Origin of the sequence: Methylobacterium sp. PvR107 (assembly GCF_017833295.1) — a bacterium.
Lineage (GTDB): Bacteria > Pseudomonadota > Alphaproteobacteria > Rhizobiales > Beijerinckiaceae > Methylobacterium.
On record NZ_JAFIBW010000001.1, the window covers coordinates 69,146 to 85,882 of the forward strand.

Annotated in this window: 16 protein-coding genes, 1 pseudogene and 1 other annotated feature; of the genes and pseudogenes, 8 read left to right on the forward strand and 9 right to left on the reverse strand. The window is 68.6% G+C overall.

The window, feature by feature from the left end:
- Window positions 1-37: 37 nt before the first annotated feature.
- The 7 genes from JOE48_RS00310 to JOE48_RS00340 form a co-directional block, all read right to left on the reverse strand.
- A complete protein-coding gene (locus JOE48_RS00310) occupies window positions 38-319 on the reverse strand; it encodes an MSMEG_0570 family nitrogen starvation response protein (protein ID WP_210025824.1) in 282 nt (93 codons plus the stop codon).
- Window positions 312-1,487, reverse strand: a complete 1,176-nt coding sequence (locus tag JOE48_RS00315; protein WP_210025825.1) for an MSMEG_0565 family glycosyltransferase — start codon at window positions 1,485-1,487, stop codon at window positions 312-314. The genes JOE48_RS00310 and JOE48_RS00315 overlap by 8 nt, the downstream gene beginning before the upstream one ends.
- On the reverse strand, window positions 1,484-2,479 hold the full coding sequence (locus JOE48_RS00320) for a sll0787 family AIR synthase-like protein (RefSeq protein ID WP_210025827.1): 996 nt from the start codon (window positions 2,477-2,479) through the stop codon (window positions 1,484-1,486). The genes JOE48_RS00315 and JOE48_RS00320 overlap by 4 nt, the downstream gene beginning before the upstream one ends.
- The gene (locus JOE48_RS00325) at window positions 2,479-3,024 is read right to left on the reverse strand and encodes an MSMEG_0567/Sll0786 family nitrogen starvation N-acetyltransferase (protein WP_210025829.1); all 546 of its coding nucleotides are present in this window, start codon (window positions 3,022-3,024) and stop codon (window positions 2,479-2,481) included. The genes JOE48_RS00320 and JOE48_RS00325 overlap by 1 nt, the downstream gene beginning before the upstream one ends.
- Window positions 3,021-4,124, reverse strand: coding sequence for an MSMEG_0568 family radical SAM protein (locus JOE48_RS00330; protein ID WP_210035483.1), 1,104 nt, complete (start codon window positions 4,122-4,124; stop codon window positions 3,021-3,023). Before JOE48_RS00330 ends, JOE48_RS00325 begins: the two co-directional genes overlap by 4 nt.
- Entirely contained in the window at window positions 4,078-5,154 is a 1,077-nt protein-coding gene (locus JOE48_RS00335) for a Nit6803 family nitrilase (protein ID WP_210025831.1), read from the reverse strand. The genes JOE48_RS00330 and JOE48_RS00335 overlap by 47 nt, the downstream gene beginning before the upstream one ends.
- 64 nt (window positions 5,155-5,218) lie before the next feature.
- Window positions 5,219-5,701, reverse strand: a complete 483-nt coding sequence (locus tag JOE48_RS00340) for an MSMEG_0572/Sll0783 family nitrogen starvation response protein (protein WP_010685777.1) — start codon at window positions 5,699-5,701, stop codon at window positions 5,219-5,221.
- Between the two features lie 406 nt (window positions 5,702-6,107).
- Here JOE48_RS00340 and JOE48_RS00345 point away from each other — a divergent pair, with 406 nt between their 5' ends.
- Window positions 6,108-7,502, forward strand: coding sequence for a PLP-dependent aminotransferase family protein (locus tag JOE48_RS00345; protein ID WP_210035484.1), 1,395 nt, complete (start codon window positions 6,108-6,110; stop codon window positions 7,500-7,502).
- A 69-nt stretch (window positions 7,503-7,571) separates the two neighbouring features.
- Here JOE48_RS00345 and JOE48_RS30740 read toward each other — a convergent pair.
- Window positions 7,572-7,724: pseudogene (locus JOE48_RS30740) on the reverse strand (DUF983 domain-containing protein); the annotation flags it as partial.
- 53 nt (window positions 7,725-7,777) lie between these two features.
- On the opposite strand from JOE48_RS30740, the gene JOE48_RS00355 reads away from it, so the two are divergent.
- A protein-coding gene (locus tag JOE48_RS00355; RefSeq protein WP_210025736.1) for an IS3 family transposase occupies window positions 7,778-9,006 on the forward strand; the annotation gives its coding sequence in 2 pieces (ribosomal slippage) (window positions 7,778-8,066 and window positions 8,066-9,006; 1,230 coding nt in all).
- Window positions 8,059-8,175 (forward strand) — a sequence feature (AL1L pseudoknot). (Overlaps the previous gene by 117 nt.)
- Window positions 9,007-9,494: 488 nt before the next feature.
- Here the strand turns inward: JOE48_RS00355 and JOE48_RS00360 are convergent.
- Complete coding sequence (locus JOE48_RS00360) at window positions 9,495-10,184, reverse strand: TetR/AcrR family transcriptional regulator (protein WP_210025834.1); 690 nt, start codon at window positions 10,182-10,184, stop codon at window positions 9,495-9,497.
- Between the two features lie 165 nt (window positions 10,185-10,349).
- On the opposite strand from JOE48_RS00360, the gene JOE48_RS00365 reads away from it, so the two are divergent.
- The 6 genes from JOE48_RS00365 to JOE48_RS00390 all read left to right on the forward strand — a co-directional run bounded on the left by JOE48_RS00365 (window position 10,350) and on the right by JOE48_RS00390 (window position 16,523).
- A complete protein-coding gene (locus JOE48_RS00365; RefSeq protein WP_245252665.1) occupies window positions 10,350-11,720 on the forward strand; it encodes an MFS transporter in 1,371 nt (456 codons plus the stop codon).
- Window positions 11,721-11,730: 10 nt separating this feature from the next.
- A complete protein-coding gene (locus JOE48_RS00370; protein WP_210025837.1) occupies window positions 11,731-12,516 on the forward strand; it encodes a creatininase family protein in 786 nt (261 codons plus the stop codon).
- Window positions 12,517-12,550: 34 nt separating this feature from the next.
- The gene (locus tag JOE48_RS00375; RefSeq protein ID WP_210025839.1) at window positions 12,551-13,426 is read left to right on the forward strand and encodes an MBL fold metallo-hydrolase; all 876 of its coding nucleotides are present in this window, start codon (window positions 12,551-12,553) and stop codon (window positions 13,424-13,426) included.
- Between the two features lie 58 nt (window positions 13,427-13,484).
- Window positions 13,485-13,877 (forward strand): RidA family protein, encoded by a 393-nt coding sequence (locus tag JOE48_RS00380; RefSeq protein ID WP_210025841.1) that lies wholly within the window; start codon window positions 13,485-13,487, stop codon window positions 13,875-13,877.
- Between the two features lie 208 nt (window positions 13,878-14,085).
- Entirely contained in the window at window positions 14,086-15,381 is a 1,296-nt protein-coding gene (locus tag JOE48_RS00385) for an MFS transporter (protein ID WP_409518544.1), read from the forward strand.
- A 98-nt stretch (window positions 15,382-15,479) separates the two neighbouring features.
- The gene (locus JOE48_RS00390; protein WP_210025846.1) at window positions 15,480-16,523 is read left to right on the forward strand and encodes a dipeptidase; all 1,044 of its coding nucleotides are present in this window, start codon (window positions 15,480-15,482) and stop codon (window positions 16,521-16,523) included.
- Window positions 16,524-16,737 lie beyond the last annotated feature (214 nt).

Consider the following 16,737-nt stretch of genomic DNA (forward strand, 5'->3'; position numbering starts at 1 on the left):
GCTCAGGCTCCGTGAGGGTCCGGACGGGGGCGTCAGCTCAGGGTTCGAAGGACTCGACGGTGACTTGACCACCGGGCTCTTGTCGTTGCGCGGCGGCCTCAATGCGGGCGAGCTGGCTGAGGGCGGAGGAGCACGCGAAGCCGTACTTCTCGCGAACCCGCTCGCTCGCGATGTTCAGGGCCGTGCGGGTCTTCTCGACGAAGTCGTCGACGGTGTAGCTCTCGCCCGGCGTGAGGAAGTCCTTCACGACGAGGGAGGGCGAGTAGCAGGCCTCGCGGCGTCCGTCGGGCCAGCGAACGTGGAAGTGCATCTCAGGCATGGATCGGCTCCTGTCGGACGCGGGCACAGGCCGCGTAGGCGTCGAGGTGGCGCTCGGCGCAGCCGCGCCAGGAATGGGCGGCGGCGCGCGCGAGGCCGGCCGCCTGCAGGCGCGTGCGGATATCCGGCACCAAGGCCGCCACCATGGCCTGGGCGATGTCCTCGGGGTCAGCCGGGTCGACGAACAGCGCGTCCGTCGGCTCCAGGTATTCGGTGAAGGGCGGCTGTCGGGAGACGAGGGCCGGCGTGCCGCAGGCCATGGCCTCCAGCACGCACAGGCCGAAGCCCTCCTTCCAGGACGGGAAAGCCAGCAGGTCCGCAGCTCGGTAGAGCGCCGGCATGTCGGCTTGCGGGACGGGGCCCGTCTCGACCACGGCACTGCCGGGGCCGACGGCAAGTCCGTGCGCCACCAGGGCCGCGCGGCATCGGGCGCGGTAGGCGGCATGGTCGAGGAGCGAAGCACCGCCGGCGACGACGAGCTGCGCGTGAGGGTGGCGCGCGCGCAGCCGGGCGAAGCCCTCGATGATGCCGAGCGTGTTCTTGCGCTCCTCGAAACCGCCGACGGCGAGGATCACTGGCCCGTCGCCGAGACCCAAGCGCTCCCGCACGGCCGCGTCTGCCGCGGTGGGTTCGTCGCGATAGACCGAAAGGTCCACGCCGTTCCCGACGATGGCGGCCTCGGCACCGAGGTCGCCCCTGATCCAGTCGGCCCAGGTGCGGCTGACGCAGAGCAGGCGCGTGGCCTCACGGATCGAGCGGTCCTGCCACTCGGCGAGTAGCGGGTCGGAGAAGCTGTCGACGTGGTGGACCGTGCGCACGAAGCCCGGGATCAGGCGCCGGTGCCTAAGGGTCGCGAGGGCGTTGCCGCCGATGCCATCATGGGCGTGGAAGACGTCGAAGTCGCAGGCGGCCGGCGTCGAGAAGTGGCACAGGTAATCGTTGATGCGCGCCCGCACGAGGTCGAGGGTCGAGCCGCCGACCGACTGTGCCGCCACCGACACGGTCGGGCAGGCCGCGTGCCGGAAGAAGCCGCGGCCGCCGGGGTCCGGCGCGTGCACCACCGCCTCGTGCCCGAGAGCGCACAGGGCCTCGGCGAGCGCGAGGCAGTGGGCCACGCCGCCGCGTGGGTTCATGGAATGGGTCAGGATGGCGATGCGCAGGGCCGTCATGATGCGCCCCCGGTGCCATCCTGGCCGCATCCGATGAGCGGGCTGGCCACGAAGTCCCAGGCCACCGCCTCCGCACCGTCGGCATCGCACACTCGGGCGACCCGGCTCGCGTCGAGCCGGCCGATGGATGCGGCTGCGATGCCGCGCTCCGCGAAGCGCGCGCATACGGCTGGTGTGCGGTCAGGACGGACGCTGAGGAGATAGCCGAAGCTCGGGAAGGCGGTCAGCCAGCGCGCGATCGGGACGTGCTCCGGCCGCGGGATCGCGTCGAGGTCGATGACGCCGCCCACCTTCGAGCATTCGAGCAGCATCAGCGCCGTGCCGACGACACCGGCCATGCTGATATCCTTAGCGGCGCAGGCGAGCCCGTCCTCGGCGAAGCCCGGCAGCAGCGCGAGGTCGCCGCGCAGCCGCTCGCCCGGCGCGCCGGTCGAGGCGTCCCAGTAGGGATGGGGCTCGCGGAAACGGCCGCGAAGGTCGATGGCGGCCACGAGGTCGTCGCCCAGCGCGGCGTCGAAGCTCGTCAGGAGGCGCGGGCCCGCCCGACCGAGCACCGCGACCGCGAGGTTGCCGGCATCGGCGCGCGTGTTGGTATGGCCGCCGACGACCGGCACGCGGTAGAGGGCGGCGGCGTCGCGGAGGCCGGCCAGGATCGGGTCCGCCTCAGCCGCATCCCGGCTCCACAATGCGTCGACGACCGCGAGCGGGCGCCCGCCCATGGCGGCGACGTCGCTGAGGTTGACCATGATCCCGCAATAGCCGGCGAAGTACGGGTCGGCGGCCACGAAGCTATCGAGGAAGCCCTCGATGGCGAGCAGCAAATGGCCGTCGCCGTCCGGAATGGCGGCGCAGTCGTCGCCGACCGGAACCGCGGCGTGGCGGCTTCCCAGCCCCAGCCGGGCCACCACGGCGACGATGTCGCGCTTGTGCGCGACGCCGCGGGCCTCCCGGATCTGGCGGGCCAGCGCCTGGATGTCGACGGCGGCCATCATCACGCCGCCCTGCGGAACGTGATGAGCCCGTGCTCGGGATCGTGCATCGGCGGGTATGCCGCGAGGTCCGCCCGCATCAGGTGATGCGACCGCCCGTGCAGGTCGACGGCGTCGAGGCTTGCCCAATGCAGGGATTGGAACAGCGGCACGTTCCGCTCCTGCACGTGGGCGAGGAAACGGGTGCAGCCCCGGGCATGGGCCGAGGAGACCGCGACCTGGATAAGCCCGGCGCCCAGCGCGGCCGTGCCGCGGAAGGCGCTGGCGACGGCGAGGCGCGAGCCCCACCACTCGCCGGGACGCTCGGCCACCTCGTGGATGCGCACGGTGCCGACGACGGCGTCGGCATCGCCGCCCAGCGTCGAGAGTGCGCAGATCGGTATGGCATGCGCGTCGATGGCGTCGCGGTCATCGTCCGCGAAGATGCCCTGCTCCGTGCAGAAGACCTGGCGGCGCAGGGCCGCGCAGGCGCGCCTCTCCCAGGCATTCGTGGCGAACTTCACGCGGAAGTGGCTGGGTCGATAGGGCGCAACGGGTTCGAGGATCATGCCGCCACCTCCGCGCGCTCGTAGGTGGACAGCGCCGAGCAGGCGCCGCATCGGCCGCAGCCGGCCTTGATGTCGGTCGAGCGCAGGTTCGCGCCGGCCAGCATGCCGGCGAGCGGCTCCAGGACGGCGTGCATGAAGTCGGGTCCAGGGGCCGGATGGCTCTCCAGCGGCGTGCCGGAGATCGGCACGAAGGGCACCACGAACGGGTAGACGCCCATGCCGATCAGGCGCTCGGCCACTGCCAGGATGGCCTCCGGTGCATCGCCCAGGCCGGCCAGGATGTAAGTCGAGACCTGGCCGCGCCCGAAGACCGGAACAGCGGCTTCGAAGGCCGCATAGTACCGCTCCAGAGGCACCGACGCCTTGCCGGGCATGATCCTGGCCCGCACCTCCGACGTGACCGCCTCCAAGTGCATGCCCAGCGCGTCGATGCCCGACGCCTTCATCCGCTCGAACCAGCGGTCGTCGTCGGGCGGCTCGCACTGGGCCTGAATCGGCAGGTCCACCGCAGCCTTCACGGCGAAGGCGCTCTCGCAGAGAACGGAGGCGCCCCGGTCGGTGGCGTTCGGGGTGCCGGTCGTCATGACCATGTGCTTCACGCCGTCGAGGAGCACGGCGGCGCGGGCGACCTCGGCCAGCTGCTCCGGCGACTTGTGCGCCACGGTGCGACCCGCCGCCAGGGACTGGCCTATGGAGCAGAACTGGCAGGTCTTGGCCCGGCTCGCGTAGCGGATACAGGTCTGCAGCACCGTGGTGGCGAGAACGTCCCGGCCGTGCAGCACGGCGATCTTCGAGTAGGGCACGCCGTCGAAGGTCGAGAGCGCGTAGAAGCGCGGCTTGCCCGGGAAGGTCGCCTGCCCGATCACTACGCCGTCGTGCTCGATCACCGAGACGCCGTCCGCGTCCGGGCGGCGCACGAGGAAGGGCGAGTCGAAGGCGGTCTCGGTATGGACCGGCACCATCACGGTGCGGCCCGCGATGGTCATCGCCTTGTGGTCCGAGGGTCCGGCGCCGCCGCGGCGGCTCGGGGCTCCGGCCCGGCTGTCGGCGAGCCTAACGCCGTACGACTGCAACGCGTTGATCAGGCGCTCCGTCGGCATCCCGATCAGCCCCGCCACGACCGGCGGGAAGGAGGGTTCGTTCGTCAGAAGCGGGCTGGTGCTCATGGTCGAAGCTCCGGGAATCGGACGTTGAACGGACCGGCTGGTGCACGAACGAGGCCGGGCGGTCGTCGTGGAGGAGGCTGAGGAGCTCGGGGCGCGCGTAGTGGCCGACCGAGTCCATCATCCGCTTGCGCTTGGTCACCAGCGCCATGTCCATGTCGGCGATCAAAATGCCTTCGCCGGGCCCGAGCGGCTCCGCGAGGTGCTTGCCCTCGGGCGAGACGATGGCGGTGCAGTTGCCGCCGCGGCAGGCGCCGCGCAGCCGCTCGTCCGGACAGACCTGCGCCACCTGTTCGTCGGTGAGCCAGCCGGTGGCGTTGACCACGAAGCAGGCCGCCTCCAGCGCGTGGTGGCGGATCGTCACCTCCATCTGGTCGGCGAAGATCTGGCCGACCAGCGAGCCCGGGAACTGCGCGGCGTGGATCTCCTCGTGCCGTGCCATGAGGGCGTAGCGGGCGAGCGGGTTGTAGTGCTCCCAGCAGGCGAGCGCTCCGACCCGGCCGACCGCCGTCTCGACGACCGCGAGGCCGGCGCCGTCGCCCTGACCCCAGATCATGCGCTCGTGGTAGGTCGGCGTGATCTTGCGCCGCTTCAGCTTCAGGCTGCCGTCCGCGTCGAAGATCAGCTGCGCGTTGTAGAGCGAGCCGTGGTCGCGCTCGTTCACGCCGAGGACCACCACGAGTCCGTGGCGGCGGGCGGCGGCGGCAACTGCCTGCGTCACCGGTCCGGGGACGGTGGGGGCCCGCTCGTAAAGCTTGAGGTGCTCCGCGCCCTGTAGGGCCGGCGGCAGCACGAAGGAGAAGTACGGGTAGTAGGGCACGAAGGTCTCGGGGAAGACCATGAAGCGCACGCCCTTGGCGGCGGCCTCGTCGATGGCGTTGAGCACGCGCTCCAGCGTGCCCTCCGGGCGGTCGAAGTCCGGCGCGATCTGAACGGCGGCAGCCCGCACGATCCGGTTCTCTGACATGGATGATCCTCCGGCTGGGACGGCGGCCGCGTCCCCCGCGGCCGCCGGATGCGCTGCGCACGTGTCAGACGGTCCAGGTGTCGATGATCACCGCGTTGTCGCGCTTGTGCAGGAGGATGCAGTCGAGGACGTCGAGGGGATTGATCATGCGGATGCCCTCGATGAAGGCCGCCTCGCCGTGCCCGTACAGGGCCTGGGTCGAGAACCGGCAGGCATAGACCTTGCCGCCCTCGGCCATGAACTTCTCAAGCTGGTTGTTGAAGTTGAGGTGGCCCGGGAAGGCCTCGTCGCCAAGCCGCGGGAAGCCGCGCTGGACGCCGAGCGTGATGCCGGGGCCGTAGAGCAGGATCGAGGTGTCGAAGCCCTTGCGCTGCAGACGGGTGGCCTGGAGCAAGTTCACGAGGCCGATGGAGCCTTCGAACGCGACAGTGTGGAAGGTCACCAGCGCCTTCTGGCCCGGCTCAGCCTTCACGTCCTCGAAGACCTTCTCCTCGTAGTCGACCAGGAAATCGCCCTTCTTGTGGGCTTCGCGGTTCACGGCAGGCATGGCTCTCTCCTCGAAGGATAGGACCGCGACAGGCAGGCCTGCGAGCGGTCACGGGACCTTCGTGGCAAGCTGTGTGCCATAACCCTGCCGATCAATTTGGCGATCAATAAACCGTAGTGCAGTACATACAATTATGTGATCAATGAGCGTGACGTCGCGGATGTGCGTCAATCCAGGCAGAGCTTATTCTGGAGGCAGCGGTTGCATATCCGATGACCACGACAGGCAGCTTTGAGTTACGCTGATTGATGGCATTGTATGGACTAAGTGAACACCAATCCCGCGGCATCGTTGCGGTATGACGCTTGCTTGCCATACAATGAAACATTGATCGCATATGGATGGTGAGGGCGCGGAGCATATGAAGGCGACGAAGCGAGAAGAGCCAACGATCTCCCAGGACGTCATGGTCGTGGCCTGGACGCCGGACCTGAAGCGGTGGGGTAAGCCGCACTATCTCGCCATTGCGGAGGCCCTGGCGGATGACATCCGCGCGGGCCGCCTCACGGCGGGGACACGGCTGCCGACCCAACGCGCCCTCGCCGATGCGCTCGATTTGAACTTCACCACGGTCTCGCGCGGCTATGTCGAGGCCCACAAGCGCGGGTTGATCGAGGGGCGCGTCGGCCAGGGCACCTTCGTGGTCGATCCATCCCGCTCCGCCCGTTCGGGCGGCGGCGCCATCGCGCCGCGGATCGGGCCGGTCGACTTCACCATGAACCTGCCGCCCGAGCCCGACGCGCCGGCCCTGCGAGCCCGCATGCAGGCCTCCTTCGCGGAGCTGTCCGGCGACCTCGCCAACTTGCTGCGCTACCAAGGCTTCGGCGGGACCGACGAGGACAAAGCCGCGGCGCTGCGCTGGCTTCAGGGACGCGGGGTCGAGGCGACGCGGGAGCGCCTGCTGATCTGTCCCGGCGCCCACAGCGCACTGTTCAGCGTGCTCGGTCAGGTCGCCCGGCCGGGTGACGCGATCTGCGCCGAGCGCATCACCTATCCAGGCATCCGCGCGCTCGCGGCGCATCTGGGGCTGCGCCTCGTCGACCTGCCCATGGACCGGCAGGGGGTCGATCCCGACGCGTTCGCGGCCGCCTGCACCAAGGTCGCCCCGAAGGCCATCTACCTGAACCCGCTGCTCCAGAACCCGACCACCGCGACCCTGTCCCGTTCGCGGCGGGAGGCCATCATCGCGGTGGCGCGCCGCTATGCCGTCAGCATCATCGAGGACGACGCCTACGCGCGCATCTGCCCGGCACCGCCGCCGAGCTTCGCCGAACTCGCGCCCGAAATCACCTACTACGTGGCAGGTGTGGCCAAGTGCCTGGGTGCCGGGCTTCGACTCGCCTTCCTGGTCGCCCCGAGCGCCCGGGCGGCCCTTCCGCTCGCGGGTGCGCTACGCGCCGCGACCGTCATGGCGTCGCCGATCTCGACGGCCCTGACGACGCGCTGGATCATGGACGGCACGGCGGACGCCATCGTTCAGTTCGTCCGCGAGGAATCGGCTGCGCGCCAGCGCATCGCTGCGTCGCTGCTTCCGGCCGGGACCTACACGGCCGATCCGCACGGCTTCCACGCCTGGATCACGCTTCCGGAGGGCTGGACGCGCTCGGCCTTCGCCAGCCAGGGCCGGTCGGCTGGGCTGGGCGTGGTCGGCAGCGACCCGTTCTGCGTGGCGGGCACACCGCCGGAGGCGGTGCGCCTCTGCCTCGGCGGCCCCTCGACCCGGCAGCAGATCACGCACGGCCTGGAGGTGCTCGCCCACGCGCTCGAAGGCTCGCCAGCCCTCGCTTCGACATACATCTGAACCACGCTCCCAAGACTTGGATAGTCAGGAAGGTCTCACGTCCTCCGGTGGTCCTCTATTCGCCTCGGGCTAGGTCGGATCGCGTGCCGACGCTTCTGGGCGAGCGATGCGCCCTTCCTCGGCCTTGCGGATGTACTGCTCGGCGACGAGCCAACCCTTGAAGAACCGTAGCAGCAGCGTGCTGGCGATCAGCACGATGGGCAGCGTCGTGACTGCATGCACCTATGAACTGCCCCGGGATTTTCGGAGGCTCCAACTCTTGAGAGGATGGAGCCATGACGAAGCGCAGCACACCCTTTTCGCCTGAGGTCCGCGAACGCGCGGTCCGGATGGTGTTCGACCACCAGGGCGAGCACGGCTCGCAATATGGGGCGATCCGCTCGATCGCAGCCAAGATCGGCTGCTCGGGCGAGACGCTGCGGAACTGGGTCCGGCAAGCCGAGCGGGACCAGGGCCAGCGACCCGGACCAACGACGGACGAGCGCGAGCGGATCAAAGCACTGGAGCGCGAGAACCGCGAGCTTCGGCAGGCCAACGAGATCCTGAGGAAGGCGTCGGCCTATTTTGCGATGGCGGAGCTCGACCGCCGGTCGCGGACATGATCGCCTTCGTCGACGATCACCGGGAGGCCTACGGGGTCGAGCCGATCTGCCGCGTGCTGCCGATCGCCCCGTCAACCTATCACGCCCATGCCGCGCGGCGGGCCGATCCCGGCAAGCTGCCGGCTCGGGCTCGTTCGGACGCGGCGCTAATGGTCGAGATCCGGCGCGTGTTCGAGGAGAACTTCCACGTCTACGGGGTGCGGAAGGTCTGGCGGCAACTCGGTCGAGAAGGGATCGCGGTTGCCCGCTGTACGGTCGCCCGGCTGATGCGGGTCATGGGGCTGCAGGGCATCGTGCGGGGCAAGAAGGTTCGCACCACTATCCCGGACCCGGCCGCGGCCTGCCCGCTCGACCGGGTGAACCGCCAGTTCAAGGCGCCGCGTCCCAACGCCTTGTGGGTCAGCGACTTCACCTACGTCGCGACCTGGGCCGGCTTCATCTACGTCGCGTTCGTGATCGACGCCTATGCCCGGCGCATCGTCGGTTGGCGGGTCTCCCGCACGGCTCACGCCGCCTTCGTGCTCGATGCTCTTGAGCAGGCTCTGCACGAACGTCGTCCCCCCTGGGGCGGCGGGCTCGTGCACCATAGCGACAGGGGCTCGCAATACCTCGCCCTGCGCTACACGGAGCGGCTGGCGGAGGCGGGGGTCGAGCCCTCGGTTGGCAGCGTCGGGGACAGCTACGACAACGCCCTGGCCGAGACGATCAACGGTCTGTTCAAAGCCGAGGTGATCCATCGCCGTGGGCCGTGGCGATCCCTCGAGGCCGTCGAGTTCGCCACTCTCGAATGGGTCGATTGGTTCAACACCCGCCGCTTGCTCGAACCTATCGGCAACGTGCCTCCCGCCGAGGCTGAGGCGCGCTACTTTGCTCGGGCCGAGGTACAAGCCTTGGCCGCCTGACCCAAACCGAACAGCCTCCGGGAAATCCGGAGCGGTTCACCTACATACAGACGCAGACCGTTGATGGAGGTGGCGCGGCGTCGGTCCCATCGCGACGATGACGTTTCACTTCCAGCCGTCACGTGCCCTCATTTCGCTGTGCGGCAGCCGATGGCGCACTCGCATGTTCAAACGGCAGAGCTTTAGACCCAGTGTGCGGTTGAATTTTTCCGTTTCCACCTTTTGCAGCGTCTTCGAAGTTCTGGAGGTTCGTTGTCGGTATAGAAGTATTTTAGAAATTGCACGGGCTGCAATCAATGTCCGCTTTTTCGATTCCAGCGCAAGAAGCGGACGGGCTGCATCCGGCCAGACTACGCCACGCCGGATCGCCGCCGCGCGCAAAACCAGACATTTCTTTTCGCGCCCCAGTCGATCATTTAAACTCCGCCGTTTACGTTCCCGAAGCGGACACTGAGCCAGCAAATGGCCACCGATCACCAGTGAATAAATCAGCCTCGCATTGCCGCCGCTTGCCGCTTTAACCCGTAACGGGCCAGGAAGACCGCCACCGCTTCGTCGACCACGACCTCCTCGCTGAGGGCTCCCGTTGCTTCGATCCCAACCGCCATCACGTGCGGCCAAATCACGAACTCCTGGATCAGACCCATGAACTGACGCGCGGCCAATTCGGGCCGATTGCAGGTCAGGAGGCGGCGTTCCGTCAGCTTCGTCAGTACCGCTGCAAACGCCTCCACAAGCGGCGCCTTGCCCGCTTGGTAGAACGCCTCGGCGATCCAGGGCAGGTGGCGCGATTCCGCGATCACCAAGCGCGTGAAGGCGATCTGGTCGGTCTCGTGGACGAAGCGCAGCAGAGATTGAGCAAAGCGGCGTAGGACGCTTTCGGCATCAGCGTCCAAGCCCAGCGACGGGGCAGACACCGCCGCGACCTCGGTACGAATGGCATCCCAATGGCGGTCCACCACCGCGCGGAACACCGCGTCCTTGCTGCCAAACTGGTTGTACACGGTCTGGCGGGACACCCCCGCGGCGCGGCCAACCTGATCCAGATTGACCCCTTCATAGCCGGCGTCGAGGAACAGCCGACGCGCTGCGTCCAAGATCGCGGTCGAGGTATCCGCGCCTGAGCCGACTGCCCCGCCCTGCGCATCGTCTCGAATTTCCGTGCCGCGCCGTGCCATGCGTACCCACCTGCTTTACTTTACTGTAAAGTCAATATACCAGGACCGCCTTCGTTCGGTGGACCGCGTCGAATCACCAGAGCGCAGCCGCCCCCGATACGGGAGGTCACGATGTCCATACACCATCCCGTCTTGTATCCTGCCGCTGGAGGCGCCTCGCCCGTCATGCCCCGCCCCATTGTGGCGTGGTACGGCGTCGCCGTTCTGTTCGCGGTGCAGATCTTCTCGTTCGTCGATCGCCAAGCGCTCAGCCTGCTCATCGCGCCGATCAAGGCCGATCTCGGCATGTCCGACACAGAGGTCAGCCTCGTCATCGGGTTAGGCTTCGCCCTCGCTTACGCGATCGCCGGCCTGCCGATCGGCCGCCTCGTGGATCGGATCTCCCGCCCGGCACTGCTCTCGGCCGGTCTCGCCTTGTGGTGCGGCTGCACGTTCCTCTGCGGCTTCGTGCGCTCCTTCCCGCAACTCGCCCTTGCCCGCTCCGGCGTCGGCATCGGCGAAGCTACCGGCACACCCGTGGTCGTCTCCCTGCTCGGCGACTGGTTCCTGCCGCACCGGCGTGGGCTGGCCTTCGCCGTGTTCGCGGTCTCGGCCTACGTCGGCACGGGATTGGCGCTGGTGGCAGGCAGCGCGATCGTGCACGCCTTCGCGGGCGTCTCCGTCGTCGAGGTGCCGCTCGTCGGCCCGGTGCGCACGTGGCAGTTCGTGTTCCTTCTGATTGGCCCACCCGGCCTGCTGGTCATCCCGTTCGTCCTGTCGCTCTTCGAACCGCGGCGGTCCACCGGCGCGGCCGGCCGGACCATGGCGGCCTCCGATGCGCCTGAGCTGTCTCAGGTTGTTGGCCACTACCGCCGGCACTGGCGCGCCTTCACAACGCAGCACGCGGCGAGTGCGCTGCTGGCCATGCTGTTCTACGGCACGGGCGCGTGGGTGCCCGAGTTCCTGCGCCGGACCTACGGACTGCCGATCGCGCAGGGCGGGCTGTTGTTTGGGCTCGTCACCGTCGCGGCGGGGACGGTGGGGGTGCTCAGTGGCGGGGTGATCTCTGACCGCATGCTCAAAGCGGGATGCACCGACGCGCGCCTGCGGGTCACCGGGTTCGCGGCGCTCGGCGCGCTGCCGTTCGCCGCCGCCTTCCCTCACGCTGCAACGCCCGGTCTCGCGCTCGCCCTGGCCGGGGGCATGATTGTCTTCACGGCAGCGATCTCGACCACCGGCTCGACCGGCGTGCAGGAACTCGCCCCGGCGCGCATGCGCGGCACCGCCTCGGCGGTCTACCTGTTCGTGTTCAACGGCATCGGCCTGTCACTCGGCCCGACCGTGTTCGCGCTGCTCACCGACCGGGCGTTCGGCGACGAAGCCCTCCTGTGGCGCGCACTGGCGGTCGGTGCGCCGTCCCTGGCCGCCTTGGCCGCGCTGGCCGCCTTCACCGGATTGAGTTCCTACCGCACCTGCGTGGCCGCGAACGCGGGTGAGACACCGCGGTCTTCGGCGCGACGGGGACCGCCTGGTCCGGCGCTGGCGACCGGAGTCTGAGGAGGCTGACATGATCGGACCCGCCACGCAGATCCTTCGCCCCGAGGCCGCCTGGAGCCGCCTGTCGGCAGAGGCCTTGAACGACCTCGCTCGCCGCGACGCCGTCGTACTGCTGCCGGTGGCCTCCACCGAGCAGCACGGGCCACACCTTCCCTCCGGCGTCGACGACTTTCTTGGTACTGCCGTCTGCCACCGGACCGCTGACCAGCTCGCGCCGGATCACCTCGCCGTGGTCGCCCCCACGGTCTGGTGCGGCCTGGCCGATCACCATGTGGCCTTCGGCGGCACCTTCACCCTCTCCCTATCCACCTACCATGCCCTGCTGCGCGACCTCTGTCGGTCGATCCTGGGGGCGGGCTTCCGCAGAATCGTGCTGGTCAATAGCCACGGCGGCAACATCGCCGCCCTGTCCACGCTCAGCGTCGAGCTGTCGCGCGAGCTGGACGCGCCCATCGCGACCGTCACGTACTTCATGGAGGCCGCCGATGCGGTGGCCACCCTCCTGGAGGACCAAGCCAACGTCATGCACGCCTGCGAGGGCGAAACCGCAATGATGATGGCGCTCGCCCCCGCGCTCGTGGACGAGGCCCGGCTGTCCGAGGCGCACGGGCCCGCCTTCGACCTGGCGGCCTCGCTGATGCCTACCCTCAAGCGGGTGCGCGGCTGGCGCGAGATCTCGCCCAGCGGCGTCGCAGGGGACGCCCGCCGTGCGAGCGCGGCCAAAGGCGAGGCGCTGCTCGACGCCTGTGCTCGCGCTCTGGCCGACAGGCTGCGGGCGGGCGAGCCGTGGGCGTGACGACAGCGCGGGATATTGGGTGAGGGAGGGCATCATGACGGCGAGCAAGACGCCTGAAGTCCACCGGATCGGCGGGGCGAGCGTGGCCAAGATTCCGGAGATCGCGATCGCGTTCCCGGCCGACACACTCCTGCCAGGTTACGACCCCGACCGGGGTCCGCCGACGGACGGCTCCCGGCCCATCGACTGCCAGCGCCGCCAGCTGACCGTGTCCGTCCACGCTTGGCTGGTGCGCATCGGCGCCCTGACCGTGTTGGTCGACGCGGGCGTCGGCAACGGCAAGGCCCGTGCGGCGAAGGCGTTCGACCACCTCGACACCCCCTGGCTCGTTCGCCTCGAGGCCGCGGGCGCCCGGCCGGAAGACATCACCCACGTTCTCATGACCCATCTGCACACCGATCACGTCGGCTGGAACACCGTGCGCGGGCCGGGCGGATGGGTGCCGACCTTCCCGAATGCGCGTACCCTGCTGCCGCGGCGAGGCTACGAGCTGTTCACCGCCCCGGACGGCCGATCGCGGCCGAACTACGACATGTTCGCCGACAGCGTCCTGCCGGTGGTGCAAGCCGGCGGCGTCGACATGGTGCCACCGGAGGGGGGCGCGATGCTGCCCGGCTTCACCTTCCTGCCGACCCCGGGGCACAGCCCGGACCACATGTCGATCTTGCTGCGTGCGGACGGGCAGGAGGCGCTGTTCGCCGGCGACGTGTTGCACGATCCGGTGCAGGTCGCCCGCCCGGACTTGTGCTCGATGTTCTGCGCGCACCCCGAGGAGGCGCGCCGGTCGCGGCTCCACGCCCTCGACCTCGCCGCCGACCGCGGCCTGACGTGGTTCAGCTCGCACTGCGCGGGCACGTCCGTTGGCACCATCAGCCGGGTCACGGACGGCTTCGCCTGGTCGTCGCTCTGAGCCGACGACACCCGCCGCATCCGCGCTCGATGCCCGTCGCAACCCGGAGGCCCGCCGCATGAGCGATCTCGTCCGCTACCCCTCGCCCCTGTCCGCCCCGCTCTCCAAGGCGGTGCGGGCCGGCGATTTGCTATTCCTCTCCGGTCAGACCCCGAGATCGCCCGACATGAAGCCGGTAGGAGGCGGCATCGCGGAGCAGTCCGAGGCCGTCATAACGGCGATCCGAACCACGCTCGCCGAGTTCGAGCTCGACTTGTCCGCGGTCGTCCGCTGTACGGTGTGGCTCTCAGACCTCGGCCTGATGCCGCAGTTCAACGCGGTGTACGCGGCGCATTTCGGCGCGCACCTCCCGGCCCGCAGCACCGTAGAGGCCAAACTGGTCGGCGGCGTCGCCGTCGAGATCGAAGTGACCGCCTTCGCCGGGCGCCCCCATCCGCTCGGCGAGGGATGATGCGCCTGGTTGGGCGCCGGGTCTACGCACCGGTCAGAGTGACGACCTGCTGACCGAACGACCGCCGTTGCGGACATGCTGACCGTCCGATCGATGCCGAACCCTTGATGGTGTCGTCGGCGCGAAAATTGACTGTACTGTAAAGTACAGTAGCAAGGCTTAGCTGGGACGGCGAGGCTTCCCACGCCCATCCCTCCTGGAGGATCTCATGCTCGCACCACCTGACGCGATCACGGCCGAGTCGTCCGAACACCTCTACGCGAAGATCACCTGGCGGCTGCTGCCGTTCCTGACGGTCTGCTACATGTTCGCGTTCCTCGACCGGATCAACGTCGGCTTCGCCAAACTGCAAATGCAGGGCGATCTCGGCCTCTCCGATGCCGTCTACGGGACTGGTGCGGGGATCTTCTTCATCGGCTACGTCATCTTCGAGATCCCGAGCAACTTGCTGCTGGCGCGGATCGGCGCCCGCAAGACCCTGGCGCGCATCATGATCTTGTGGGGTCTCGTCTCGGCGGGGATGATGTTTATCCGCGACTCGACGACATTCTATCTGCTGCGCTTCATGCTTGGTGTCTTCGAGGCCGGGTTCGCGCCCGGCATGATCCTGTACCTCACCTACTGGTATGCACCGTCGCGCATGGCGCGCGTGATGGCCGTCGTCATGGCCGCGGGTCCGATCGGTGGGGCGCTGGGTGGCCCTGTCTCCGGGTGGGTGATGGCGGCGCTCGACGGCGTCCACGGGCTCCGGGGTTGGCAGTGGATGTTCCTGATCGAGGGGCTGCCCTGCACCGTGCTGGGCGTGATCGCGTACCTGACCCTGACCGACCGGCCCGCGCAGGCGAAGTGGCTCGACGAGCAAGAGAAGGCCACCGTGGCTGCGGATCTGGCCGCTGGGGCGGTACGGATTGACGGTCACGGCTCACTCCGCAAGGCCGTGCTTGATCCGCGGGTGCTCGGTATCGCCTTCAGCAACTTCTGCGTGATCTGCGGCATCTACACCGTGAGCTTCTGGCTGCCGACGATCCTGAGCGCGACCGGCATGAGCGGCACGACGACAATCGGCCTGGTCTCCGCGCTCCCCTACCTCGCGGCGCTCGTCGCGATGCGCCTCCTGTGCCTGAGTTCCGACCGGCGCCGGGAACGACGCTGGCACAGCGCGCTGTGCGGTATCGTGGGTGCAGCGGCACTGCTGAGCGCGACGATGTACCCGCAGACCCTGGCCGTGGCGCTGCCCAGCATCACGCTTGCCACCGCGATGATGTGGGCATCGTACACGGTGCTGTGGGCCATCCCGGCCGATTATCTGGACCGCGACGATGCGCCGGGTGGCATCGCCTTCATCAACGTCGTGGGCGTGCTCGGGGGCTTCTTCAGCCCGATCATCATCGGCAGCGTGAAGACCGCGACGGGCAGCATGGCCACGGGGATGCTGGTGATGGTCGGGCTGCTGGCCGTGGGAGCGGTGGTGATGCTGGCCAATCGGCTGCCCCGACCCGCCTGACCGCCGAGCCGCATGAACGGCGACGGACACCTCCTGCCGAAGAGCCCCCTTCGTTCCTGAAACACGTCACCGAGCGGTGAGAGGCGATGGATACGGCTATGAAGTTTTTCGACGGCCACAACGACACGCTCTTGCGTCTATCGCTGTACACGCGGCCCGACCCGGAGCGAAGCTTCCTTGACGGCCGGCCAGACGGCCACATCGACCTGCCGCGCGCCGAGCGCGGCGGAATGCTCGGCGGCCTCTTTGCACTCTATGCGCCGTCCGCAACCGGGCTGAGCTTCGATCATTTCCGCGGCGCATCGTACGACTGCCCGCTGCCGCCCGAGGTGCCGATCGCGGTCGCGCAGCAAATTATCCTGAAGCAGATCTCCATCCTCCTTCGGATCGTCGCAGCCTCCGAGGAACGGGTCGTTCTGTGCCGCAGCGTCGGCGAGATACGATCCACGATCGCGGCCAGCGGGTTTGCCATCGTCCTCCACCTCGAGGGTGCCGAAGCGATCGATCCGGATTTGCATGCGCTGGACGTGCTGCACGCCGCGGGCCTGCGCTCCCTGGGACCGGTCTGGAGCCGGAACAACGCCTTCGGCGGCGGCGTCCCGATGCGGTTCCCGAGTTCGCCAGACGCCGGTCCCGGGCTCACGGCGGCCGGCCGCGAACTTGTCCGGGCCTGCAACCGCCTGCGCATCCTCGTCGACTTATCCCATCTCACGGAGCAGGGTTTTTGGGACGTCGCCCGCCTGTCGCACGCCCCCCTCGTGGCAACCCATTCAAACGCCCACGACATCTGCCCGTCGTCCCGCAATCTGACGGACCGTCAACTCGACGCCATCCGAGACAGCGATGGCCTCGTGGGGCTGAACCTAGCCACGTGTTTCCTCAGGCCGGACGGCCAGATGCTGGCCGACACCGATCTCGATGTCGTGGTGCGCCACATTGACCGCCTCGTCGAGCGCCTCAGCGAGACACGTGTTGGGCTGGGGTCGGACTTCGACGGCGCCGTGGTCCCGGACCGCATTGGTTCGGTGGCGGGGGCGCAGGCGATCTTCCAAGCGCTCTCGGCCCGCGGATATGGTGACGACATCCTGCGAAAGATCGCGGTCGAGAACTGGCTGGGTGTTCTGGCGCGGACGATTGGCTGATCGTCTACCCTTCGCCATTGAGAGCGCAACGCCTGCTATCATGCGTTGCGCTCTCGGAAGCGGTCGAGCCGCTTTCGGCCAGCATCTGCCGCCATGCCTCGCTCCTCCGAACGTCTCAGACGGGTGGTTTTCCGCCGGTCTGCTCTCAGGCAGTAATCGATGGAAGCGGACATCGCCCTCGTGCCCGCTCACGACCCCAAGCGGATCTTGACCG